Here is a 21,037-nt window from a genome sequence, read left to right as displayed (position 1 = left end):
TCGAGAGGCTGTGGTGAGCGAAAGACATGCCTGTCAATGAACCCGCGCCCGGCTTGTCCGCACGCCTCACCGACCGGGAAATGGAAATTTTGCGCCTATTGGTCGCGGGGCATACCGTCAAGACCATCGCAGCGCGCCTGGGCCGTTCGGAAACCTCGATAAACGAGCGTTTGCGCTCCGCCCGCCGGAAAACGGGCGTCGGCAGCAGCCGCGAATTGGCACGGCTTCTGGACCTCCAAAAAACTTGTGACGAAAATATCGATCTTTCGAAACAGCGTTCCACCGTGAAGGACTTGGCGCACACCGCAACCGTCGGGGTTCGCGGTTCGAAAGGAATGATCGTCATGCTCATTGCAATCCCCCTGGCAGCCGCCGGATTCATGTTCGCAGCCGCCCCTTCCGCCGACCCCGTCGGAACATCCGGCGCCGTTTACAGCGCCGCCTCCGCGCAGTTGCCGCTGGTCGGAAGCTGGTCGCTGGACGCATCGCTCATGCCCGAGAACGAACGGCCGCAACGGGTGACGATGACGTTCCGCGCGTCGCAAGACGGCAAATGGACGACCCATGTAGAGATCGTCGCACCGGACGGCTCGCGCAGGCACGCAGAATCGACCGCCGCTCTGGACGGCGTCCCCGTGCCGGTCACGGGCAATATGGATTTCGTCGATACCGTTGCCCTGCGTCAGCCGGCGCCCGACACATTGGTGATGACGCTGGGAAAGGCCGGCGCGCGGGTGTCGACGCGAGTCTATACCGTCGCCAAGGACATGAAATCCATGACCGAAACGATCGTCTGGTCCAGCGACAATCGCCAAAAATTGGAAACGGCGCATTTCAATCGAATTTCCTGATCGCAATCTGCTTTCCATCACCGGCGTCGCCGGGGCTTCGAAGAAATGCCGGTCCTCCCGCGTTCGGGTCTGCAAAGTCGCAGGCGTCGCACGCGTATAACGCCCCCCTCCCGACCTTCGGCACCCCGGGCTTGCCCCTGGGGGGCCGAGCCTTGTTCCGTTCGCGATTTCGACGCTCATCGGGGCCGCTCCTTCATCGAATATCGCGCGGCTCGGGGAGGAGGCTTGCAAGCGGGGCCCGGGCTTCCTAGATGAAGGCTATGCGGGCCGGGCCCCTCTGGCGTCGGCGGAAGTGTCTTCCGCCACGTGATGTCGGACCGCATCGGGTGACACCGATGCCTCTGGCGGCCCACCTCCCCCCTACCAAGGGTCCCTGGCATCGGCGTCACCTGTTTTGAGTTCGCTCATTCAGGAGGCCATATGTCTGTTCATTCCAACATCTATCGCCTGACGGTGCTGCACCGGCAGCTCGACGACGCGGTGCGGCGCGAGATGCGTCGTCGCGGCGGCGACCCGTTCCGCTTGCTCAGGCTCAAGACGCTGAAGCTCGCGGTGAAGGATCGCCTCGCGTCGCTGATGCGGCGCCCGGCGCTCTCCGCCTGAACTGATAGATCATAATCAGGGAACGCGTCGCCGACCGGCGGCGCGTTCCGTTCGCGTGGATGGGGCTCATGGAATTATTCTTCGTCGACTGGCTCGGCACGCCGGTCTGGTTCTGGCTGGCGTTTCTGGCGCTGGTCCTCGCGCTCACTGCCTTTGACCTTGGCATATTGCACAAGGATAACAAGGAGATGGGTATCGGAGAGAGCCTGAAGCTCTCGGCGATGTACATCGGCATCGCGCTCGCCTTCGGCGGCTGGATCTGGGCCGCGAAAGGCGGCGAGGCGGGGCTGCAATATCTCACCGGCTTCTTCATCGAGAAGGCGCTGTCGATCGACAATATCTTCGTCATCTCGCTGATCTTTGCGACCTTCGCGATCCCGCCGCGCTACCAGTATCGCGCGCTCCTGTGGGGCATCATGGCGGTGATTGTGCTGCGCGGGATCATGATCGCGGGCGGCGCCGCGCTCGTCACCCAATATGGCTGGCTGCTTTATGTGTTCGCGGCGTTCCTGATCTTTACCGGGATCAAGATGCTGTTCGCGGGCGAAAAGCCGATGGACGTCGCGGGCAATCCGGTGGTCAAATGGCTGTCGCGCCACATCCCGATCACGCCCGAGCTTCACGGGGAGAAATTCTTCGTGCGCGCCGTGGACGCGAAAACGGGCAGGCTCGCGCTCGCGGCGACGCCGCTGTTCCTTGCGCTCGTCGTCATCAACCTCGCCGACCTTGTCTTCGCGGTCGACAGCGTGCCGGCGATCTTCGCGATCACCACCGACACCTTCATCGTCTATACCTCGAACATCATGGCGATCCTTGGGCTGCGCGCGCTCTATTTCGCGCTCGCGGCCATGGTCCACCGCTTCCACTATCTCAAATATGCCCTTGCGCTGGTGCTCGTCTTCATCGGGTCGAAGATCTTCGTCGCCGATTTCCTGCTCGGCGGCGGCAAGTTCCCGCCGCTCGTCAGCCTTGGCGTCACCGTGGCGCTGATCGCGGGCGGGGTGGTATGGTCGCTCGTCAAGACACGCGGCGAAGCGGTGCCCCGCCCCGAAGCATAGATCAGACGGCAAGGATGAGCGTGTCGTCGGCCTTGGGCGGCACGGGCGCGAAGCCGGGGAGGGGATCGAACCCCGCCTCGAGCAACTCGACCGCGCGCAGCCCCTCGAGCTTGAAATGGCCGAGGCGCGGTTCTTCGTCCGAGCGGATCGCCTTGGCGGGATTATGCGCGCTGACGAACAGATCGCCGTGCCGCTCGAACATCAGGTGCGGGGCGAGCGTCAGGCGCGCACCATTATAGTCTGCCGCGACCATATGCCTGGTCGCGATCGCCTGGAGGAGAGTCATGCGGGTATCGTTGTGCATCGCGGCATAATGCACGGCAAAAGCGGAGTCGCAAGGGGCGCTCCCCATGAAAATGCCCGCCGGAGGTCCGAAGACTTCCGACGGGCAGGCTTTCCTCCCCAGGAAAGCTCGGGAGGCGCGGGGCGGTTCGTGCAAGGCGCCCCGCGCCAAGTGGGGAGGCGCGGGGGGCAACGAAATCCCCCGCGCCAAGCTCGTGTCAGGCGGCGAACTGGTTCATCGTATTGTCTTTGCCCGCCGCCTTCAGCGCCGCTTCGCCGGCGAAATATTCCTTGTGATCGTCGCCGATGTCGCTGCCGCTCATATTCTGGTGCTTCACGCAGGCGATCCCCTGACGGATCTCGGCGCGCTGGACGTTCCTGACATAGCCCAGCATCGCTTCGTCGCCGAAATATTCCTTCGCCAGATTGTCGGTCGACAGCGCGGCGGTGTGATAGGTCGGCAGCGTGATCAGATGATGGAAGATGCCCGCGCGTTTCGCGGCGTCGCGCTGGAAGCTGCGGATGCGATCGTCGGCCTCGGCCGCCAGCTCGCTGCCGTCATAATCGACGCTCATCAGCTTGGCGCGATCATAGGCGCTGACGTCCTTGCCCTCCTGCTGCCATGCGTCGAACACCTGCTGGCGGAAGTTCAGCGTCCAGTTGAAGCTCGGCGAGTTGTTGTAGGCGAGCTTCGCATTGGGCACGACCTCACGGATGCGGTCGACCATGCCCGCAATCTGTTCGATGTGCGGCTTTTCAGTCTCGATCCAGATCAGGTCGGCGCCGTTCTGCAGGCTGGTGATGCAGTCGAGCACGCAGCGATCCTCGCCGGTTCCGGGGCGGAACTGATAGAGGTTCGAGGGCAGGCGCTTCGGGCGCATCAACTTGCCGTCGCGGTTGATCAGCACGTCGCCGGGATTGCCCGCGCCACTCACCTCTTCGCAGTCGAGGAAGCTGTTATACTGATCGCCGAGGTCGCCCGGCTCGCGGGTGAAGGCGATCTGCTTGGTCAGGCCGGCGCCGAGGCTGTCGGTGCGCGCGACGATGATCCCGTCCTCGACCCCCATTTCCATGAAGGCATAGCGCAGCGCGCGGATCTTTTGCAGGAAATCCTCGTGCGGCACGGTGACCTTGCCGTCCTGGTGGCCGCACTGTTTTTCGTCCGAGACCTGATTTTCGATCTGCAGCGCGCAGGCGCCGGCTTCGATCATCTTCTTGGCGAGCAGATAGGTCGCCTCGGCGTTGCCGAAGCCCGCGTCGATGTCGGCGATGATCGGCACGACGTGCGTTTCGTGATTGTCGATCGCGTGCTGGATCTGCTTCGCCTTGACCTCGTCGCCCGCGGCGCGCGCGGCGTCGAGGTCGCGGAACAGGCCGCCAAGCTCGCGCGCGTCGGCCTGACGCAGGAAGGTGTAGATTTCCTCGATCAGCGCCGGAACGCTCGTCTTTTCGTGCATCGACTGGTCGGGCAGCGGGCCGAACTCGCTGCGCAACGCGGCGATCATCCAGCCCGAAAGATAGATGTAGCGGCGCTTGGTCGAGCCGAAATGCTTCTTGATCGCGATCATCTTCTGCTGCGCGATGAAGCCGTGCCAGCAGCCGAGCGACTGGGTGTAGTTGGCGGGATCGGCGTCATAGGCGGCCATGTCGGCGCGCATGATGCGCGCGGTGTAGCGGGCGATGTCGAGGCCCGTTCTGAAGCGGTTCTGGGCGCGCATCCGGGCGACATTCTCGGCCCCGATCGCGTCCCAGCGGCCGTCCTGGTCGCGGATGAGTCGGCCGGCCTGCGCCATATCTTCCTGATAGCCCATATTTCATTCCTTGGTTGCGCCTTGGGGCGATTGGGATGGGCTGAAAATGACGAAGATCGCGCACAAAGTGAAAAGCTTTGTGAATAATTCTTGTGAAATATGCCGTGAAAGTGCAGATATGCATGTAAAATAGTAAAGAAAGTTACATTCCATGGCGGAGCGGCGAGTGTTTGCGGGGCCGGCGGTGCGACGGCTCAGGCGCGAGGCGGGGTTGACGCAGGCGGCGATGGCCGAGGCGCTCGACATTTCGCCGAGCTACCTCAACCTGATCGAGAATGGCCAGCGGCCCCTGTCGGCGACGGTGATCGTCCGGCTGGCCGAGCGCTTCGCCTTCGACGCCGCGAGCCTGGGCGGCGAAGAGGTGCCGGGCGGCCTCGCGGGGCTGCGACGGCGACTCGCCGACCCGCGCTTCGCCGATCTGGGCATTGCGCCGCACGAGGTCGAGGAATGGCTGCACGCCGCGCCGGCGACCGCCGCCGCCTTTGCCCGGCTGTTCGACGCGGCGCCCGAGGGCCGGGCCGAAAGCGAAGACGATGCGCCCGAAGTGGCCGCGGTGCGGCGCGCGATCGAGAAATGGCGCAACCATTTCGCCGACCTCGATGCCAAGGCCGAGGAACTCGCCGACGAACTGCGCCTCGCGGGTGGCGACCTCTATGGCACGATCGCCGAACGGCTGCGCACGCGCCACCAGCTCGGTATCCGCATCCTGCCCGCCGACGTGATGCCCGACCGGCTCCGCTGGCTCGACTGGCACGCGCGGCAGCTGATGCTGAACGAGTTGCTGCGCCCCGCCAGCCGCACCTTTCAGGCCGCGGCGACGCTCGCGCAGATGGAGGCGAAGGACGAGATCGCGGCGCTCGTTGCGGGAGCGGAGTTCGCCGAGAGCGCCGCCGCGCGGCTGTTCGAGCGCCATCTGATCCACTATTTTGCCGCCGCGCTGATGATGCCCTATGGCCGCTTCCTGCGCGCCTGCGATGCGACGGGATATGATCTGCTGCTGCTTCAGCGGCGTTTCGGCGCCGGGTTCGAACAGGTCGCGCACCGGCTGACGACGCTCCAGCGCGTCGGCGCGCGCGGCCTGCCCTTTTTCATGCTGCGTATCGACCGCGCCGGGCAGGGGAGCAAGCGCTATTCGGGCGCGAGCCAGTCGCCGCTCGTCGATGGCGACGCGCGCTGTCCGCTGTGGGGCGTGCATGAGGCGTTCGCGCGGCCCGGTGAGGTGATCGCCGACCTGGTCGAGCTGGAAGACGGATCGCGCTGGTTCACCCAGAGCCGCAGCGTTGCGGCGCCGGGTGCGACGGGGAGCGGCACGCCCGCGCGTTTCGTCGTGTGCGTCGGCGTCGATGCCAAGGTCGCCGCGCCGCTCACCGCCGCGCGCGGTATCGACCTGATGCGCGCGCCCGCGACCCCGATCGGATTGGGGTGCAGGCGCTGCACGCGCAGCGGCTGCGTCCAGCGCTCGATGCCCCCGCTCGGCCGCGCGCTGCGTTTTCGCGAGGGCGAGCGCGGGGTGAGCGCGTTCGATTTCGGGGGGGATTGATCGGACGTCGGTGGAGCGGAGGGCGGGGGCGAGTTGCCTGCCGGGCCGAGGCGGGGTGCCTCGACTTCGCTCGACACGAACGGGAAAAATGGGGGGAGCGCTGACTGGTTCCGACTGAAAGCTGCCGTCAGGCCATCACCAGATTCGCGCAGAGACGCAGAGAACGCAGAGGGCAAGCGTGAAAATCTCTGCGTTCTCTGCGTCTCTGCGCGAAATGTTTGGAAGGCGGCATCCGACAAAAGTTGGCCGTAGGTCATTGGGTATGCCCACTTTGTCATTCCCGCGAAAGCGGGAACCCAGGGCGGATTTATGCAACCCTGGATCCCCGCTTTCGCGGGGATGACAAAAGTTGGCAATGGCCGCTCCCCGCCCCAAAGCCGATGTCGCCTTGCTCAGCGCTTCATGCACTGGCGCGCGTCGTCGCGCTTATATTCGCTGCAATTCCACAGCGCCTTTTCGAAACCGGCCTTGTCGTCGCGCAGGTAGGAGAAGGTCATGCCCGCGCGCTGCGTCGCGCTCATCGCTTCGCCGTCGGGTTTGAGCAGCGGGTTCGTCCAGCCCATGAATTTGCAATATTCGCGCGTCCCGCAGAGGCGCAGCGCGAGTGTGACGAAACTTTCGGGCGGGGCGCTGCGGTCGAGCTGGATCAGGATCGTGTCGCGCGAGGCCACCCCCGCGGGAGCGTCCTTGCCTGCGATGATGTCCGCTTCGCCGACGGCGGCATTGGTGTCGACGCCCGCAAGCTCGCCCAGGGAGCCGCCCGAATGGACCAGCGAAATGCCCGCGAGCTCGGCTTCGACAGGATCGCTGCCGCGCACCGCCCCGCGAAAGGCGCCGGGCGTGCCCCAATAGCCGGGCCAGCGGAAGAAGAGATGCGTGTCGATCGCCGCGATTTTTTCGAGCGTGTCGCTCCAATAGGGGCGCACCCAATCGGTGTGATAATGCGTTGCGAGCCCGACCGCCGGATCGACGAGCCCGGCCAGCATCATGCTCGCATTGTCCTGCGCGCGGCGCCACGCAACGTCCGAATAGCGGCGGGCGAGGGCACCGTCGCAGGTGAAGGTGAACTGGCAACCGGTGGCGCGCTCGGCGCCCTGGAAGACGACTTCGCAGATACTCTTGGGGAAAGCGGGATGGCGGACGCGGTTGATTACCACCTGTCCGACGGCGAGCTGACCCTTGCTGTCGTCGCCCGCTTCATAGAGCATCGCCGCCGCCATGCAGTCGCGCGCGCGGGCGCGGTTGGCCGCATCGCCGGGATAGACGAACGGGCGCGCGGGCACGAAATTCCTTGTGATCAGGGGAATGCGGTCGTTCGCGGCCTTTGCGTCCTCGACGGTGAGCGGCGCGAGGTCCATCGGCTCGACCGCGGGGACGATTTCGGGGGGCGGCGCGACCGGGTGCGGCCGTACCTTCGCATCCGCCCTGATCCTGCCGGGGCCGCTGGCATGGAGCACCGCCGCGATGGCGGCGATCGCCAGCAGCGCGAACAGCCACCCCGGTCCTTCGCGCCACAGCGGCGACGTGTCTGGCGTCGGGTCCGGACGCATTGGCGCGAGCCTTAGATTTCCGGCAGGAAGTCGGGCACCGACAGATAGCGCTCGCCGGTGTCGTAGTTGAAACCGAGCACGCGGCTGCCGGCGGGAAGCTCGGCGAGCTTCTGCTGGATTGCGGCGAGCGTTGCGCCCGACGAAATGCCGACGAGCAGCCCTTCCTCGCGCGCGGCGCGCAGCGCCATCGCCTTGGCGTCGGGCGCCTCGACCTCGATCACGCCGTCGAGCAGGTCGGTGTGGAGATTGCGCGGAATGAAGCCCGCGCCGATGCCCTGGATCGGGTGCGGGCCGGGCTGGCCGCCCGAAATGACCGGCGAGGCGGTGGGCTCGACCGCGAAGACCTTGAGCTTCGGCCACGCCGCCTTGAGCACCTGTGCGCAGCCGGTGATGTGGCCGCCGGTGCCGACCCCGGTGATCAGCGCGTCGATCGGCGTGTCGCCGAAGTCGGCGAGAATTTCCTGGGCCGTCGTGCGGACGTGGACGTCGATATTCGCCTCATTCTCGAACTGCTGGGGCATCCACGCGCCGGGGGTCGTCTCGACGAGTTCGATCGCGCGCTCGATCGCGCCCTTCATCCCCTTTTCGCGCGGGGTGAGGTCGAAGGTCGCGCCATAGGCGAGCATCAGCCGCCGCCGCTCGATCGACATGCTTTCGGGCATGACGAGGATCAGCCTGTAACCCTTGACCGCAGCGGCCATGGCAAGGCCGATGCCCGTGTTGCCCGAGGTCGGCTCGACGATCGTGCCGCCGGGCTTCAGGCTGCCGTCCTTCTCCGCCGCCTCGATCATCGCGAGGCCGATGCGGTCCTTGATCGAGCCGCCCGGATTGCTGCGCTCCGACTTCACCCACACTTCGGCATCGGGAAACATCCGCGACAGGCGGATGTGCGGGGTGTTGCCGATGGTTTCGAGGATCGAATTGGCTTTCATGGGATGCTTTCCTTGAATTGCGGCTCAAAGCTACGCGCGCGGCGCAGTTCGGGGAACAGCCACGACCATAGCGCCGTCACGCCGACGGCGCCAGCACCGCCGATGACGACAGCGCCGACCGGACCGAGCAGCGCGGCCATCGCGCCGGCGCGCATTTCGCCAAGCTCGTTCGACGCCGATATGGCGAGGCCCGACGCCGCGCTGACGCGGCCGCGCATATGATCGGGGGTGTTGAGCTGAATCAATGTGCCGCGCACGAACACCGAGAACATGTCGGCGGCGCCCATGACCACGAGCAGGGCGAGCGACAGGAAGAAGTTGGTCGAAAGGCCGAAGCCGACGGTGACGCCGCCGAACACCGCGACTGCCCACAGCATCTTCACGCCAACGTTGCGCTCGATCGGGCGAAAGGCGAGGCCGAGCGCGACGAGCGCGGCGCCGACCGCGGGCGCGGCGCGCAGGAAGCCGAGCCCTTCGGAGCCGATCTGCAAGATGTCGCGCGCATAGACGGGGAGCATCGCGGTCGCGCCGGCGAGCAGCACCGCGAACAGATCGAGGGTGATCGTGCCGAGCAGGAAGCGCTCGCTCCACACGAATTGGAGCCCGTCGACCATTTCGCGCAGCGGATGGCGGCGCACCTCGGCGGGCGGCGGCAGGACGGGGCGCACGCGGCTGATCGTGAAGGCCGAGGCGGCGAGCAATGCGGCGGCGAAAACATAGACCGAGGTTGGATGCGCGGCATAGATGAGCCCGCCCGCCGCGGGGCCGATCACCGACGCCGATTGCCATGCGATGCTGCTCATCGCGATGGCGCGCGGCAGCACCGCCGCGGGGACGATATTGGGCGCGATCGCGCTCATCGCCGGGCCCGAAAAGACGCGCGCGACGCCGTGCAGCGCCGCGAGGCCGAAGAGCAGCGGCAGGGTCAGCCCGTCGGTCCAGGTGAACCAGCCGAGCGTCGCCGCGATCAGCATGTCGATGCCGTTCGAAAAGATCGCGACGCGGCGCCGTTCGAAGCGGTCGGCGGCCCAGCCGGCGACCGGGGTGAGCAGCGCGAGCGGAACGAACTGGACGAGGCCGAGCAGCCCGAGCTGGAACGATGCCTCCTTGATCGACATGCCATAGTCGCTGCGCGCGGTGTCGTAGAGCTGATAGCCGATCACCACGACCATCGCGATCGTCGCCATCACCGCGGTGAAGCGCGCGAACCAATAATAGCGAAAATCGGCGAAACCGAGCGGCGAAGGGGCCTTGGGGGGAGCATCCGCCGGCAGGGCGGGATCGACCGACGGGGGAGGGGGAATGGTCGCCATCGCGGCTCGCCCTATCCGGCTTTCCGGCGCTGCACCAGATAGCTTTTGTTTCGCGGGCGGCGCGCGGCACCTGTCGTTCGTCGATTAGGGGGTGTCATCCGGCACCAGGCTTGGCAAAAGCGGGGCAGAACAGAGGGAGATTTCAGGAAATGACACGTAAATTCACCCGCTTCGGCGGCGCCGCGCTGGCTGGCGCACTGCTTGTGCTGACCGCCTGCAACCCGAGCGGCACGGGGTCGGCCGACGCATCGGCGGCAACCAGCTGGAGCGGCTTTCGCGACGATTTCCTCGCGGGCTATTTTCCGCTCAACCCGACTTTCGCGGTCTATCAGGGCAAGCATGAGTTCGACGGCCAGCTTCCCGACTGGTCGCCCGAGGGAATCGAGAAGCAGGCGGCCTTCCTCGAAAAGACGATTGCCGATGCCAAGGCTTTCGACGGCAAGATGACCGACAAGGAGCGATTCGAGCGCGACTATCTGATTCATGTCGCCGAAGGGCAGCTCTTCTTCCTGCGCGACACCGATTTCGCGCACAAGAACCCCGCTTATTACATCGGCGCGCTCGATCCCAACGTCTATGTCTCGCGCCCCTATGCCGACGCCGCGACGCGGATGAAGGCGTTTATCGCCTATGCCGAGAAGGTTCCCGCCGCGGCGGCGCAGATCAAGGCGAATCTGACGCTGCCCCTGCCCAAGACCTATGTGAAGCTGGGCAGCGCGGGCTTCGGCGGCTTTGCCGACTATTATACCGGCGACGCCAAGGCGGCCTTTGCCGAGGTGACCGACCCCGCGCTGCAAAAGCAGTTCGACGACGCGGCGGCGAAGGCGGCGGCGGCGATGAAGGACCTCGCCGCCTATGTCGGGTCGCAGCCGGGGACCGACGACGGCTATGCGCTCGGCGCCGACAAATTCGCGAAGATGATCCTGACCAACGAAGGCGTCGACACGCCGCTTGCCGAACTCGAGGCGATCGGGCGCGCCGACCTCAAGCGCAATCAGGACGCGCTGAAGGCCGCCTGCGCGACCTTCGCGCCGGGCGCGGCGATCGCCGACTGCATGGCGAAGATGGGCAGCGACAAGCCCGCCGACGGCCCCGTCGCCGAGGCGCGGCGCCAGCTGCCGATGCTGCGCGCCTTTCTGGTCGAGAAGGATCTGGTCTCGATCCCCGGCACCGAACAGGCCAAGGTCGAGGAATCGCCGCCCTATAACCGCCAGAACAGCGCCTATATCGACATTCCGGGGCCGTATGAGAAAGGCCTGCCGTCGGTCTATTATATCTCGCCGCCCGACCCGAGCTGGGACAAGGCGACGCAGCAGGCGTTCATTCCGGGCAAGAAGGACCTGCTCTTCACCTCGGTCCACGAAGTGTGGCCGGGGCATTTCCTGAACTTCCTCCACTCGAACCGATCGGACAGCATCTTTGGCAAGCTGTTCGTGGGCTATGCCTTTGCCGAGGGCTGGGCGCATTATAGCGAGGAAATGATGTGGGACGCGGGGCTCGGTGACGGCGATCCCGAAACGCATATCGGGCAGCTGTCGAACGCGCTGCTGCGCGATTGCCGCTTCCTCTCGGCGATCGGGCTCCACACGCAGGGCATGACCGTCGCGGACAGCGAAAAGATGTTCAAGGAGCAATGCTATCAGGACGAGGGCAATTCGCGCCAGCAGGCGGCGCGCGGCACCTATGACCCGCTTTACCTCAACTATACGATGGGCAAGCTGATGATCCGCAAGCTGCGCGAGGACTGGACGAAGGGCGACCGGACGAAGTGGAAGGCCTTCCACGACGAATTCCTGTCCTATGGCGGTCCGCCGATCCCGATGGTGCGCGCGGCGATGATGAAGGAGGATGCGCCGCACGCGGTCTTCTGACCGCGCGGCGGGCGGGGCTCAGGCGGCGGGGGCGCGCAATCGCGCGACGAAGAAGCCGTCGAGCCCGCCCGCATCGGCAAGCATGACGGGGAGCGTGCGGACGAAGCCGCTTGCGTCGGGGGCGATGCCGGCGGGCAGCTCGCCGGGGCGGGCGGGTTCGACCGTCCAGCCGCCATGCGCCGTGAGGAACGCCGCGATCTGCTCTTCGCCCTCGGCGCGTTCGAGCGAGCAGGTCGCATAGACGAGCTGGCCGCCGGGTTTGACCCAGCCCGCGGCTCGTTCGAGTAATTCGGCCTGTAATTCGGCCATGTCTGCAATCTGCGTCGGCCCGACCCGATGCAGCACGTCGGGATGACGACGGAAGATTCCCGTGGCCGAGCAGGGGGCGTCGAGCAGGATCGCGTCGGCGGGCGCTTCGGGTGCCCAGCGGCGGATGTCGCCCTGGACGATTTCGGCGGCGAGGCCGGTGCGTTTCAGATTGTCGCCGAGGCGCGCGAGGCGCCGGGCGCTCGCGTCGACCGCGGTGACGTGCCAGCCGGCGGCGGCGAGCTGCATCGTCTTGCCGCCGGGCGCGGCGCAGAGGTCGAGCACGGCGCGTCCGTCCCCCGCGCCGAGCAGGCGGGCTGGAAGGCTCGCGGCAAGATCCTGCACCCACCAGCCGCCCGCGCGATAGCCCGGCATATCCTCGACTGCCTGGCCGCGCGGCAGGCGGCGGTGACGCGGGGCGAGCGTTATGGCTTCGGGCCAGCCGGTTTCGGCGGGCTCGGCGGCGAAGCTGAGGTCGATCGGCGGCGGTGCGCTCCACGCCGCTTCGGCGGCTGCGACCATGTCCGCGCCCCATTGCGCCGTCCAGCGCCCGGCAGTCGCGGGCGGCAGCGTCGCGCGCGGCGGCAGCGCCCATTCCTCCTGCTGCGCGCGCGACAAGAGTGCGTGGACGAGCCGGCGCGGTCCGCCGGCGACGAGCGGCAAAGCGGTCGCGACGACGGCGTGCGGCGGGCTGCGCAGCACGAGCAGCTGCGCGAGCGCGAGGCGCAGCACCGCGCGCGCCTTCACATCCTCGGGCAGCGGCTGTTCGGTGGCGCCGTCGATCAGTGCGTCGATGTCGACCATCCGGCGTAGCGCTTCGGAGACGATCGCGATCGCGAAGGCGCGGTCGGCGGGGGCGAGGCCCTGCGTTGCGGCATGGACCGCGATGTCGAGCGGATCGCCGCGGCGCAGCACCGCGTCGATCAGGCGCAGCGCCGCCCGGCGCGGCGCGGTGCCGGGCGGGTCGCGGTCGTCGGGGCGGCGGCGATCAGCCATGGCCCGTCGCCGCGCGACGCTTGGCGGAACGATACGAAGCGCCTATCTGGGACATGATCCATTCGGTTGCGGACATAGTGAGATGAGCGAAATCAAAGCCAATTCCATCGGCGGCACCCCGCGCGCGACCGAGCGCCCCGCGCATATCAAGCCGCCCGCCGACTGGACGAACAGTCCGGTGCCCGAGCCCGAGGCCATCACGCGCGAAGCCGCGGCGGACCAGCCCGGCGGCCGCGATCCCGTGCGCTATGGCGACTGGGAGTATAAGGGTCTGGCGATCGACTTCTGACGGGGCGGAAGTCCGCCTCAAAAGGGGTTCATCCGCGCATTGACGCCGCTCTTGTCGACCAGCCAGTGCTTCAGCGCGGCAAGGATGTGGATCGCGACGAGCGCGAGCATCGTCAGCCCGAGCAATTCGTGACGCTCATGCATCATGTCGGCGAGCGCCTTGTCGGAGCCGGTGATCGCGGGGATGGTGAACAGGCCGAAATAGTCGATCCCGCGCCCCGCCGCCGACATCCAGACCCAACCCGAAAGCGGCAGCAGGATGAGCAGCGCGTAAAAGAGGAAATGCACGATCTTGCTCGCGATACGCTGCCACGCGGCGATGCCTGCGGGAAGCGGGGGCGCCTTGTGGCCGAGCCGCCACAGGATGCGGAGGACGGTCAGCGCGAGGATCGTCATCCCCAACGCCTTGTGGACGCCCATCGCCGCCATATGCGTGTCGCGGCCCATCCCTTCGGTCAGCATCGCGAGGCCGATGTTGGCGATGACCGAAAGGCCGATGAGCCAGTGGAGCCAGATGGCCACCTTCGTATAGCGCGGGCCGGCGGTGCTGCCGGCGTCGAATGCGACGGTGGCCATATGACGTGTCTCCTTAAACCGCGGGTGCCTCGGTCACGAGCTGCATCTTGCCGCTTTTCACCTGTTCGGCAAAGACTTCGCGCATCAGTTGCAGCGAGAAGAGATGCGCGAAGATCAGCGCGAGCATCCCGTTCTGCATCATCTTGCGCAGCACGTCGCCGCGCAGCTCGCGCAGCTTGGCCTCGTCGACCATCTGGAAACCGCGATAGATATAGGGCTGGTTGCCGCCTTCGGGGGTGATGCTGACTTCGCCGTCCATCAGCAGGTCGGCTTTCTTCAGCTCTTCCATGAACTGACCGGTGCGCAGCCCGGCTTCCTCGAAATTCTTGCAGAATTCGAGGATGTTGTTGGTGGCGTCGGACGGCTTGCCGTCGGCGAACAGCGCGTCGCCTTCCTTGAACTTGCCGATCGCGCCCGAGGTCGGGTCGAAGCAGAGCGACAGCTCGTCCGAATCGGGGCGCAGGCGCGCGAGCAGGAAGGGGTAGCGGCGGATATAGGCCGGGACATAGACGGGATTGAGCAGCTTGCCCTTGTCGTCGACGAAGGTGTTCACGCCCTCGTTCATGCCCATCAGCGCGAGCGGCACCGGATTTTCGCCCGCCGAAAAGACGATCGGATAGAAGCGGCTCGCCGAGGAAAATTCGTCGGTGGTCAGCGGCACCGCATGCTGGTTCACCAGAAAATCGGCGTTGTCCATCATCCGCACATGGAAATCGGCGTGGTCGACGCTGGAGAGCGGAACGAGATCCTTGAAGAAAATCGGCAGGTTGGCGTTGGTGGGCGCAGAGGCCATGATGAAACTCCGAAGCGCGAGCCCGCGGCCGCGGACCCGAAAAAGATGGAATGCCGGGCCTTATTGGCCCGCACGCGATGACGCAAGGGGCGATGCCGCGAACGGCAGGGCAATTGCATATGACCACCCTGCTTCCGCTTCCCCGTCACCCTGAACCTGTCGGGCGATTGTCCCGCGCGCATCCCTGATCTCGTCATTGCGAGCGAAGCGAAGCAATCCAGAGCGGTTTACGCCTGCTCTGGATTGCTTCGCTTCGCTCGCAATGACGGAGTGAGGGGTGTCCACGAATGTTCAGGGAATAATCGCCAACTTGTTTTCAGGGTCCATACGCGATCGCCCCGCGCGCGGCGATTCAGCCGATCAGCTTGCCCGGATTGAAGATACCGGCAGGGTCGAGCCCCGCCTTGACGCCGCGCAGCGCCGCGAGCCGGGCAGGGCTGTCGAGTTCGGCGAGGAGGTCGCGCTTCATCTGCCCGATGCCATGCTCGGCTGAGATCGACCCGCCGAGTTCGAGGACATGGGCATAGACGAGCCGGCTGACGTCCTCGCCATGCGTGTCGAGCCACGCCTTGCCATCGACATCGGCAGGCGGCTGGACATGGTGATGGACATTGCCGTCGCCGAGATGGCCGAACGATACGGTTCGCACCCCCGGAAAGGCGGCCGACAGGCGCTGCGGGTCTTCGGCGATGAAGCGCGGCATCAGATCGACCGGCACGCTGACATCGTGCTGGAGCGCCGGCCCGTCGGCACGCTCGGCCTCCGAAATCGAATCGCGCAGCTTCCACAAGGCTTCGCTCTCGGCCTCGTTCTTCGCGATCACGACATCGTCGATCAGCGCCGAGTCGAGAGCGTCGGCCAGCGCGGCCTGCAGCGCCGTTTCGAGGTCGTCGCCGGCATCGCCGGCTAGCTCGACGAGCGCGTACCAGGGGTGGTCGTTCGCGAGCGGCGCGCGCGTTTGCGGAATGTGGCGCAGCACGGCGTCGAGGCAGGCGTGCGGAATGAGCTCGAACCCCTCGAGCTGGCGGCCGAGCGCCGCGTCGAGGCGGCGGAGCAGCGACAGCGCCTCGCCGGGCGATGCCAGCCCGATCCACGCGGTTGCGCGCGACGTTGCCGCGGGAACGAGGCGCAGACAGGCGGCGGTGACGATGCCGAGCGTCCCTTCGGCGCCGCACAAGAGATGTTTGAGGTCGTAGCCGCGATTATCCTTTTTGAGCGGGGCGAGGCCGTCGAAAATCCGCCCGTCGGGCAGCACCGCTTCGATCCCCGCGACGAGCGCGCGCATCGTCCCGTGGCGCAATACCTGCGTCCCGCCGGCGTTGGTCGACACCAGCCCGCCGATCGTCGCCGATCCCTTGCCGCCGAGGGTCAGCGGGAAGCGCATTCCGTGGTCGAGCGCCGCATGGTGGAAATTTTCCAGAATGACGCCGGCCTCCGCGACGGCGAGCCGGGCCGCCGGGTCGATCGACCGGATGCGGTTCATGCGCCGCAGGCTGAGCAGCAGCTGCGTGCCGCTTGCATCGGGGGTCGCGCCGCCGACCATGCCGCTGTTCCCGCCCTGAGGCACCAGCGCCGCGCCTTCCTCGCCGCACATCCGCACCACCGCCGCGACCTCTTCGGTGGTCGCGGGCGACAGCATCGCGGCGGCGCGGCCATGATATTTGCCGCGCCAGTCGGTGAGCCACGGCGCCATCGCGTCGGCATCGTCGGTGTAGCCTTTGGGGCCGAGCAGTTTTTGCAGGCGCTTCAAAAGGTCGGGGGAGGGGGTGTGAGGCATCGAACCGCTCGGTCTTGGGTTGGGTGTGACTTGACACCCGATCAATTCATTTGCTGTTCAATCACGGGTGTTAAAGGGGGATGGACGAAAGCGGGCCTTTCGTCCAGCCGGCAGTGGCGCGGGAGCTTAGCGTGGACAGCATGATCTCGACTGGCGTTGAAGGCGCGGGGCCGCGCTTGTGCTGACGTCGGCCGCCCTCATCCTCGGCGCCTTGTCGGTCGCCGGCGACGCGGCTCCGGCGCCTTTGCCGGTGGCGGTGCCGGCCCCTTCGCTCGAGCCGCCGCTTGCGCATTTCCAGGTCGTTATCGAGCAGCAGCTGATCATCCGCGTGCCCGCGCGCCGTTCGCCGCTCACCAATTTTTCGGCACCGCCCGCCCCCTCGGCGCGCATTCGCGAGACGCCGATCGTGTGGAAAGAGAAAAAGGCGCCGAAATGCGTCGCGATGCGCGACATCATGGGGATGCAGGCGGTACAGCGCGACAGCATCGACCTGATCACGCGCCAGAACCAGCGCCTGCGCGCGCAGCTCAATCGCGGTTGCCGCGCGCTCGATTTCTATGCGGGCTTTTACATGAAGGGCAACAAGGACGGGCGGCTCTGCGAGGATCGCGACGAAATTCACGCGCGCACCGGCGCGCGCTGCGAGGTCGACAAGTTCCGCCTGATGGTGCCGGTCCCGCGCGACGACGACGACTGATCGCGAATATCGTCGGCATTCCTTGACTTTTCGCCGCGCATTCCCCAAGGGCCGCGGCAGCGATGGCGGATGTGGGACGTCGCGCCGTAACCTATTCCGGACATGATGACCTTATGAAATTTGCCGACCTCGGCCTTTCCGACGAACTTTTGCGCGCCGTCAGCGAAGCCGGCTATGATGAGCCGACGCCGATCCAGGCGGGTGCGATCCCCTCGGTCCTGATGATGCGCGACATGATCGGCATCGCGCAGACGGGGACGGGCAAGACGGCGTCCTTCGTGCTGCCGATGATCGACATCCTCGCGCACGGCCGCACCCGCGCGCTGATGCCGCGCTCGCTGATTCTCGAGCCGACGCGCGAACTCGCCGCGCAGGTCGCGGAAAATTTCGAGAAATACGGCAAATATCACAAGCTTTCGATGGCGCTGCTCATCGGCGGCGTCCAGATGGGCGACCAGATCAAGGCGCTCGAAAAGGGCGTCGACGTGCTGATCGCGACCCCCGGCCGGTTGATGGACCTGTTCGAGCGCGGGAAGATATTGCTCACCGGCTGCAACCTGCTCGTGATCGACGAAGCCGACCGGATGCTCGACATGGGGTTCATCCCCGACATCGAGAATATCTGCACCAAGCTGCCCGCGAATCGCCAGACTTTGCTCTTTTCGGCGACGATGCCGCCGCCGATCAAGAAGCTCGCCGACAAATTCCTGTCGAACCCCAAGACGATCGAGGTCGCGCGCCCCGCGACCGCCAACGAGAATATCGCGCAATTCCTGGTCAAGACGAGCGAGCGCGGCAAGCGCGAGACGCTGCGCGGCCTGATCGAGGACGAGGATATCGCGACCGCGATCATCTTCTGCAACCGCAAGACGACGGTGCGCGAACTCGCCAAGTCGCTGCAGCGCCACCGCTATCGCGCGGGCGAGATCCACGGCGACATGGACCAGTCGAGCCGCATCGCCGAACTCGACCGCTTCAAAAAGGGCGACATCAACATCCTCGTCGCCTCCGACGTCGCGGCGCGCGGGCTCGACGTGAAGGGCGTGAGCCACGTCTTCAACTTCGACGCGCCGTGGCATCCCGACGATTATGTCCACCGCATCGGCCGCACCGGACGCGCGGGGGCGAAGGGCCGCGCCTTCACCCTGATCACCCCGTCGGACGACGAGGCGATCGACAATATCCAGAAGCTGACCGGCACGAAGATCGAGGTGCTGGGACGCAGCGAGACGGCGAGCGACGAAGGCGAAGGCGAGGCCGCACCCAAGACCGGCGGCCGGGGTCGCCGCGGCGGCCGCAAGGCCAAGGACGAACCGAAGCGCGAGGCGCGCAAGGAAGACGACCGCCGCAAGGAGCGGGCACCAAAGACAGAGGCGCCGCGCGCCAGGCCTGCGCGTCGGGACGACGATGGCCCCGACGACGGCTGGAACGGCCCGATGCCTGACTTTCTTTCGGTGGGTTTCGGGAGCTGACCTTCTCTTAGCCGTTGTCATTCCCGCGAAAGCGGGAATCCAGAAGCAACGCTGGAACTGGATTCCCGCTTTCGCGGGAATGACAAGGTCGTAAAATAGCTCAACGCTTCGTGGCGATCGCTTTCCGCCTAAACCCGGACGAGCATCTTTCCGATATTCTGCCCCGAAAAGAGGCCAAGGAAGGCGTCGGGCGTGGCCTCCAGCCCGTCATGCACGGTCTCGCGCATCGTCACCGCGCCGCTTGCGATCAATCCGCCCATGTCGGCGTAGAATTCCTCCATGCACTCGAAGAACTGGTCGGTGTAGATGAAGCCTTCCATGCGGATGCGCGCCGGGATCGCGCGGATCAGATATTTCATCTCCTGCGGGTGTCCGTCGTTATAGACGTCGATCATGCCGCAGATCGCGAAGCGCGCGAAGTCGTTGGCGGTCGCGAAAGCCGCGTCGAGATGCTCGCCCCCCACATTGTCGAAATAGACGTCGATGCCGGGCTTGCCGAGCGATTCGAGGGCTTCGGACAGGCCGGCCAGCACCGGCCTGGCCTTGTAATCGACCACGGCATCGGCGCCGAGGCTCTTGACCCAGGCGCATTTTTCCGCGCCGCCGGCCGAGCCGATCACCGCCATCTCGCGCGCCTTGGCGATCTGCACGACCGCCGAGCCCACCGCGCCCGCCGCGGCCGAGACGAAGACGGTGTCGCCGGGCTTGGCCGCGGCGATACGCAGCAGGCCGATCCATGCGGTGCCGCCGGTGAGCCCCATATTGTGGAGGAAGGTCTGCGGAGCCATGCCTGTCGCGAGCGCCTCGTCGGGGAGCTTGAACGGCGACATGTCGAGCCCGATGATCCCGCCGTCGCGCCAGCCGCCCATATGGAGGATCAGGTCGCCGGGCGCGAAGCCCTCCATGCGGCTCTCGACGACCTCGCCGATCGCGCCGCCGGTCATCGGCTGGTCGATCTGGAAGCTCGCCGTATAGCTTTTGGCGTCGTTCATGCGCCCGCGCATATAGGGATCGACGGAAAGCCAGCGGTTGCGGACGCGCAGTTGATTATGGTCGAGCGGCGCGTCGGGCAGGTCGCGCAGCGCGAAATTGTCGATCGTCGGCAGCCCCTGCGGGCGACTCACCAGATGCCAAGCTTTGGCCATATCTCTCACCCCCACTTTTTATGCGGCGGACGGCCCGATGGTCAGAAAAGCCGTTGCCACCGCCGGGCGGGCTCGTTAAGAGCCGCCCGGTCGCGGGGCCGTAGCTCAGATGGGAGAGCGCTGCAATCGCACTGCAGAGGTCAGGGGTTCGATTCCCCTCGGCTCCACCAGCGACCCTTCCGGTTCCAAATCAAAACGTATCGGCGCGGCACAGATCGGCTTCTCAGTCGGCTTTGACGGTCGCTTCGCTGGTCGACGCCCGCGACAGGCGGCCACGGAGCGCCCGAACCGGCGGGGATCGCCACAGTAGAAGCGCCAAAACCCAGGCGATGGCCCACGGCAATATCGCTGCACCGGCGACCAGAACGAAGGACAAAAGCAGGCTGCCGCTGCGAACGAGCATGGCGGCCGCATCGCTGAATGGATTGCCATAGCCGATACCGGGAAGGCCGCCGGTGCCGATGTAGTCGAAGACCATCGGCGTGGTCGCGAGCATCGCTTCTCCGTCGCTGCGCACGGCACGCTCGCTGGTCAATCGCTCGCGCAGCCCGGCAAGCTGCTCCTGCAATTCGGTGCGCTCGCGGTCACCGAGCCCGCCCTTGCCGAGCCGCGCCTCGATGCGGGCGACTTCGGCCGAAAGCTCGGCGCTGCGATGCTGCGAATCGTCGATCTGCGTGCCGACGTCTTCGCCGTCTATCCGGGTCTCCGCGAGGACGCCCTCGGCCTTTTCGACGCTGGCAAGCGCGTCGCGACCGAATTTGCGCGCGATGGCGGGGTCGAGCTTGAATCGAAGCTGCGCCTCGACTTCATTCTCGCGCACGAGGCGATAGCTCAGGCCGGTGATGCGACAGCGGGCGATGCCGAGTGCCTCGCAGGCTGCGGCATGTCGTTCCTGAACATTGGCAATACGATCGTCGTCGAGCCGGAAGGCATAGGCATAGTGGAATGCGACGCCCGGCGCGGCGGTGACGGCCACGTCGGGTCCGCCTGCCGCATCGGACAGCGATTCGCTTGCCGAACTGCCTTCATAGGTCCGATCGCTCCGGTTCTCCGAGCAGCCGGCCAGGACGAGCGCCATCGCGCCCGCCAAGAGCTTTATTTTCATGGATTTCTCTCCCGATCGCGACTCGCGGTCGCAACACGGCAGTAACACAAGCAATTGAGTTGAGAAAGATG

The 21,037-nt window shown here is 66.1% G+C and carries 19 protein-coding genes and 1 tRNA gene; 9 read left to right on the top strand and 11 right to left on the bottom strand.

Translation table 11 applies throughout. The annotated features are described in order from the left end of the window. Positions 1-26 precede the first annotated feature (26 nt). From KNJ79_RS11485 to KNJ79_RS11475, 3 genes are all read left to right on the top strand, one after another. Complete coding sequence (locus tag KNJ79_RS11485; RefSeq protein ID WP_317151158.1) at positions 27-851, top strand: helix-turn-helix domain-containing protein; 825 nt, start codon at positions 27-29, stop codon at positions 849-851. Between the two features lie 420 nt (positions 852-1,271). Next, the gene (locus KNJ79_RS11480) at positions 1,272-1,454 is read left to right on the top strand and encodes a DUF465 domain-containing protein (RefSeq protein ID WP_317151157.1); all 183 of its coding nucleotides are present in this window, start codon (positions 1,272-1,274) and stop codon (positions 1,452-1,454) included. 68 nt (positions 1,455-1,522) lie between these two features. Further along, positions 1,523-2,512 carry a TerC family protein gene (locus KNJ79_RS11475; protein ID WP_317151156.1) on the top strand — a complete coding sequence of 330 codons (990 nt, stop codon included), beginning with the start codon at positions 1,523-1,525 and terminating at the stop codon, positions 2,510-2,512. 1 nt (position 2,513) lies between these two features. On the opposite strand, the gene KNJ79_RS11470 is transcribed toward KNJ79_RS11475, so the two are convergent. Both KNJ79_RS11470 and KNJ79_RS11465 read right to left on the bottom strand, forming a co-directional pair. Then, positions 2,514-2,798: a WYL domain-containing protein gene (locus tag KNJ79_RS11470; RefSeq protein ID WP_245836500.1), complete on the bottom strand. Its 285-nt coding sequence runs from the start codon at positions 2,796-2,798 to the stop codon at positions 2,514-2,516. A gap of 214 nt (positions 2,799-3,012) precedes the next feature. Beyond that, positions 3,013-4,605 carry an isocitrate lyase gene (locus tag KNJ79_RS11465; RefSeq protein ID WP_089214678.1) on the bottom strand — a complete coding sequence of 531 codons (1,593 nt, stop codon included), beginning with the start codon at positions 4,603-4,605 and terminating at the stop codon, positions 3,013-3,015. A gap of 151 nt (positions 4,606-4,756) precedes the next feature. Between KNJ79_RS11465 and KNJ79_RS11460 the strand changes: the two genes are divergently transcribed. Continuing rightward, the gene (locus KNJ79_RS11460) at positions 4,757-6,145 is read left to right on the top strand and encodes a helix-turn-helix domain-containing protein (protein ID WP_317151155.1); all 1,389 of its coding nucleotides are present in this window, start codon (positions 4,757-4,759) and stop codon (positions 6,143-6,145) included. A gap of 392 nt (positions 6,146-6,537) precedes the next feature. Here the strand turns inward: KNJ79_RS11460 and KNJ79_RS11455 are convergent, their stop codons facing one another. From KNJ79_RS11455 to KNJ79_RS11445, 3 genes are read right to left on the bottom strand one after another with little or no spacing between them, the layout of a single operon-like run. Continuing rightward, positions 6,538-7,695: a cell wall hydrolase gene (locus KNJ79_RS11455; RefSeq protein WP_317151154.1), complete on the bottom strand. Its 1,158-nt coding sequence runs from the start codon at positions 7,693-7,695 to the stop codon at positions 6,538-6,540. A gap of 11 nt (positions 7,696-7,706) precedes the next feature. Continuing rightward, positions 7,707-8,627 (bottom strand): cysteine synthase A, encoded by a 921-nt coding sequence (gene cysK / locus KNJ79_RS11450; protein WP_317151153.1) that lies wholly within the window; start codon positions 8,625-8,627, stop codon positions 7,707-7,709. Beyond that, on the bottom strand, positions 8,624-9,940 hold the full coding sequence (locus tag KNJ79_RS11445) for an MFS transporter (protein WP_089214674.1): 1,317 nt from the start codon (positions 9,938-9,940) through the stop codon (positions 8,624-8,626). The genes cysK and KNJ79_RS11445 overlap by 4 nt, the downstream gene beginning before the upstream one ends. A 149-nt stretch (positions 9,941-10,089) precedes the next feature. On the opposite strand from KNJ79_RS11445, the gene KNJ79_RS11440 reads away from it, so the two are divergent. Continuing rightward, positions 10,090-11,811 carry a DUF885 domain-containing protein gene (locus tag KNJ79_RS11440; RefSeq protein WP_317151152.1) on the top strand — a complete coding sequence of 574 codons (1,722 nt, stop codon included), beginning with the start codon at positions 10,090-10,092 and terminating at the stop codon, positions 11,809-11,811. 18 nt (positions 11,812-11,829) lie between these two features. On the opposite strand, the gene KNJ79_RS11435 is transcribed toward KNJ79_RS11440, so the two are convergent. Then, a complete protein-coding gene (locus KNJ79_RS11435) occupies positions 11,830-13,113 on the bottom strand; it encodes an RsmB/NOP family class I SAM-dependent RNA methyltransferase (protein ID WP_317151151.1) in 1,284 nt (427 codons plus the stop codon). 82 nt (positions 13,114-13,195) lie between these two features. Between KNJ79_RS11435 and KNJ79_RS11430 the strand changes: the two genes are divergently transcribed. Continuing rightward, positions 13,196-13,402 (top strand): DUF1674 domain-containing protein, encoded by a 207-nt coding sequence (locus KNJ79_RS11430; RefSeq protein ID WP_089214671.1) that lies wholly within the window; start codon positions 13,196-13,198, stop codon positions 13,400-13,402. A 17-nt stretch (positions 13,403-13,419) separates the two neighbouring features. On the opposite strand, the gene KNJ79_RS11425 is transcribed toward KNJ79_RS11430, so the two are convergent. The 3 genes from KNJ79_RS11425 to KNJ79_RS11415 form a co-directional block, all read right to left on the bottom strand. Beyond that, complete coding sequence (locus KNJ79_RS11425; RefSeq protein WP_317151150.1) at positions 13,420-13,977, bottom strand: cytochrome b; 558 nt, start codon at positions 13,975-13,977, stop codon at positions 13,420-13,422. Positions 13,978-13,990: 13 nt separating this feature from the next. Then, a complete protein-coding gene (locus KNJ79_RS11420; RefSeq protein WP_089214669.1) occupies positions 13,991-14,770 on the bottom strand; it encodes a SapC family protein in 780 nt (259 codons plus the stop codon). A gap of 352 nt (positions 14,771-15,122) precedes the next feature. Next, positions 15,123-16,547, bottom strand: a complete 1,425-nt coding sequence (locus KNJ79_RS11415) for an FAD-binding oxidoreductase (RefSeq protein ID WP_317151149.1) — start codon at positions 16,545-16,547, stop codon at positions 15,123-15,125. A gap of 178 nt (positions 16,548-16,725) precedes the next feature. Between KNJ79_RS11415 and KNJ79_RS11410 the strand changes: the two genes are divergently transcribed. Together KNJ79_RS11410 and KNJ79_RS11405 are read left to right on the top strand one after the other, a co-directional pair. Beyond that, complete coding sequence (locus KNJ79_RS11410; RefSeq protein ID WP_317151148.1) at positions 16,726-17,244, top strand: hypothetical protein; 519 nt, start codon at positions 16,726-16,728, stop codon at positions 17,242-17,244. A gap of 113 nt (positions 17,245-17,357) precedes the next feature. Then, a complete protein-coding gene (locus KNJ79_RS11405) occupies positions 17,358-18,716 on the top strand; it encodes a DEAD/DEAH box helicase (RefSeq protein WP_089214667.1) in 1,359 nt (452 codons plus the stop codon). A 128-nt stretch (positions 18,717-18,844) separates the two neighbouring features. Here the strand turns inward: KNJ79_RS11405 and KNJ79_RS11400 are convergent, their stop codons facing one another. Continuing rightward, positions 18,845-19,861 carry an NADP-dependent oxidoreductase gene (locus KNJ79_RS11400; RefSeq protein WP_317151147.1) on the bottom strand — a complete coding sequence of 339 codons (1,017 nt, stop codon included), beginning with the start codon at positions 19,859-19,861 and terminating at the stop codon, positions 18,845-18,847. Between the two features lie 94 nt (positions 19,862-19,955). Here KNJ79_RS11400 and KNJ79_RS11395 point away from each other — a divergent pair. After that, a tRNA-Ala gene (locus KNJ79_RS11395) sits at positions 19,956-20,031 on the top strand. Between the two features lie 53 nt (positions 20,032-20,084). On the opposite strand, the gene KNJ79_RS11390 is transcribed toward KNJ79_RS11395, so the two are convergent. Beyond that, the gene (locus KNJ79_RS11390; protein ID WP_317151146.1) at positions 20,085-20,966 is read right to left on the bottom strand and encodes a hypothetical protein; all 882 of its coding nucleotides are present in this window, start codon (positions 20,964-20,966) and stop codon (positions 20,085-20,087) included. Positions 20,967-21,037 lie beyond the last annotated feature (71 nt).

Source organism: Sphingopyxis indica, from assembly GCF_032879645.1.
Lineage (GTDB): Bacteria > Pseudomonadota > Alphaproteobacteria > Sphingomonadales > Sphingomonadaceae > Sphingopyxis > Sphingopyxis indica.
This window is presented reverse-complemented; position numbering and strand designations above follow the sequence as displayed.

Bases quoted from the DNA above. Each gene is read 5' to 3' on its own strand.
- cysK (WP_317151153.1), bottom strand. From the start codon at position 8,627: ATGAAAGCCAATTCGATCCTCGAAACCATCGGCAACACCCCGCACATC.
- KNJ79_RS11415 (WP_317151149.1), bottom strand. From the start codon at position 16,547: ATGCCTCACACCCCCTCCCCCGACCTTTTGAAGCGCCTGCAAAAACTG.
- KNJ79_RS11465 (WP_089214678.1), bottom strand. From the start codon at position 4,605: ATGGGCTATCAGGAAGATATGGCGCAGGCCGGCCGACTCATCCGCGAC.
- KNJ79_RS11425 (WP_317151150.1), bottom strand. From the start codon at position 13,977: ATGGCCACCGTCGCATTCGACGCCGGCAGCACCGCCGGCCCGCGCTAT.
- KNJ79_RS11445 (WP_089214674.1), bottom strand. From the start codon at position 9,940: ATGGCGACCATTCCCCCTCCCCCGTCGGTCGATCCCGCCCTGCCGGCG.
- KNJ79_RS11400 (WP_317151147.1), bottom strand. From the start codon at position 19,861: ATGGCCAAAGCTTGGCATCTGGTGAGTCGCCCGCAGGGGCTGCCGACG.
- KNJ79_RS11460 (WP_317151155.1), top strand. From the start codon at position 4,757: ATGGCGGAGCGGCGAGTGTTTGCGGGGCCGGCGGTGCGACGGCTCAGG.
- KNJ79_RS11420 (WP_089214669.1), bottom strand. From the start codon at position 14,770: ATGGCCTCTGCGCCCACCAACGCCAACCTGCCGATTTTCTTCAAGGAT.
- KNJ79_RS11485 (WP_317151158.1), top strand. From the start codon at position 27: ATGCCTGTCAATGAACCCGCGCCCGGCTTGTCCGCACGCCTCACCGAC.
- KNJ79_RS11440 (WP_317151152.1), top strand. From the start codon at position 10,090: ATGACACGTAAATTCACCCGCTTCGGCGGCGCCGCGCTGGCTGGCGCA.
- KNJ79_RS11455 (WP_317151154.1), bottom strand. From the start codon at position 7,695: ATGCGTCCGGACCCGACGCCAGACACGTCGCCGCTGTGGCGCGAAGGA.
- KNJ79_RS11390 (WP_317151146.1), bottom strand. From the start codon at position 20,966: ATGAAAATAAAGCTCTTGGCGGGCGCGATGGCGCTCGTCCTGGCCGGC.
- KNJ79_RS11480 (WP_317151157.1), top strand. From the start codon at position 1,272: ATGTCTGTTCATTCCAACATCTATCGCCTGACGGTGCTGCACCGGCAG.
- KNJ79_RS11475 (WP_317151156.1), top strand. From the start codon at position 1,523: ATGGAATTATTCTTCGTCGACTGGCTCGGCACGCCGGTCTGGTTCTGG.
- KNJ79_RS11470 (WP_245836500.1), bottom strand. From the start codon at position 2,798: ATGACTCTCCTCCAGGCGATCGCGACCAGGCATATGGTCGCGGCAGAC.
- KNJ79_RS11435 (WP_317151151.1), bottom strand. From the start codon at position 13,113: ATGGCTGATCGCCGCCGCCCCGACGACCGCGACCCGCCCGGCACCGCG.
- KNJ79_RS11430 (WP_089214671.1), top strand. From the start codon at position 13,196: ATGAGCGAAATCAAAGCCAATTCCATCGGCGGCACCCCGCGCGCGACC.
- KNJ79_RS11405 (WP_089214667.1), top strand. From the start codon at position 17,358: ATGAAATTTGCCGACCTCGGCCTTTCCGACGAACTTTTGCGCGCCGTC.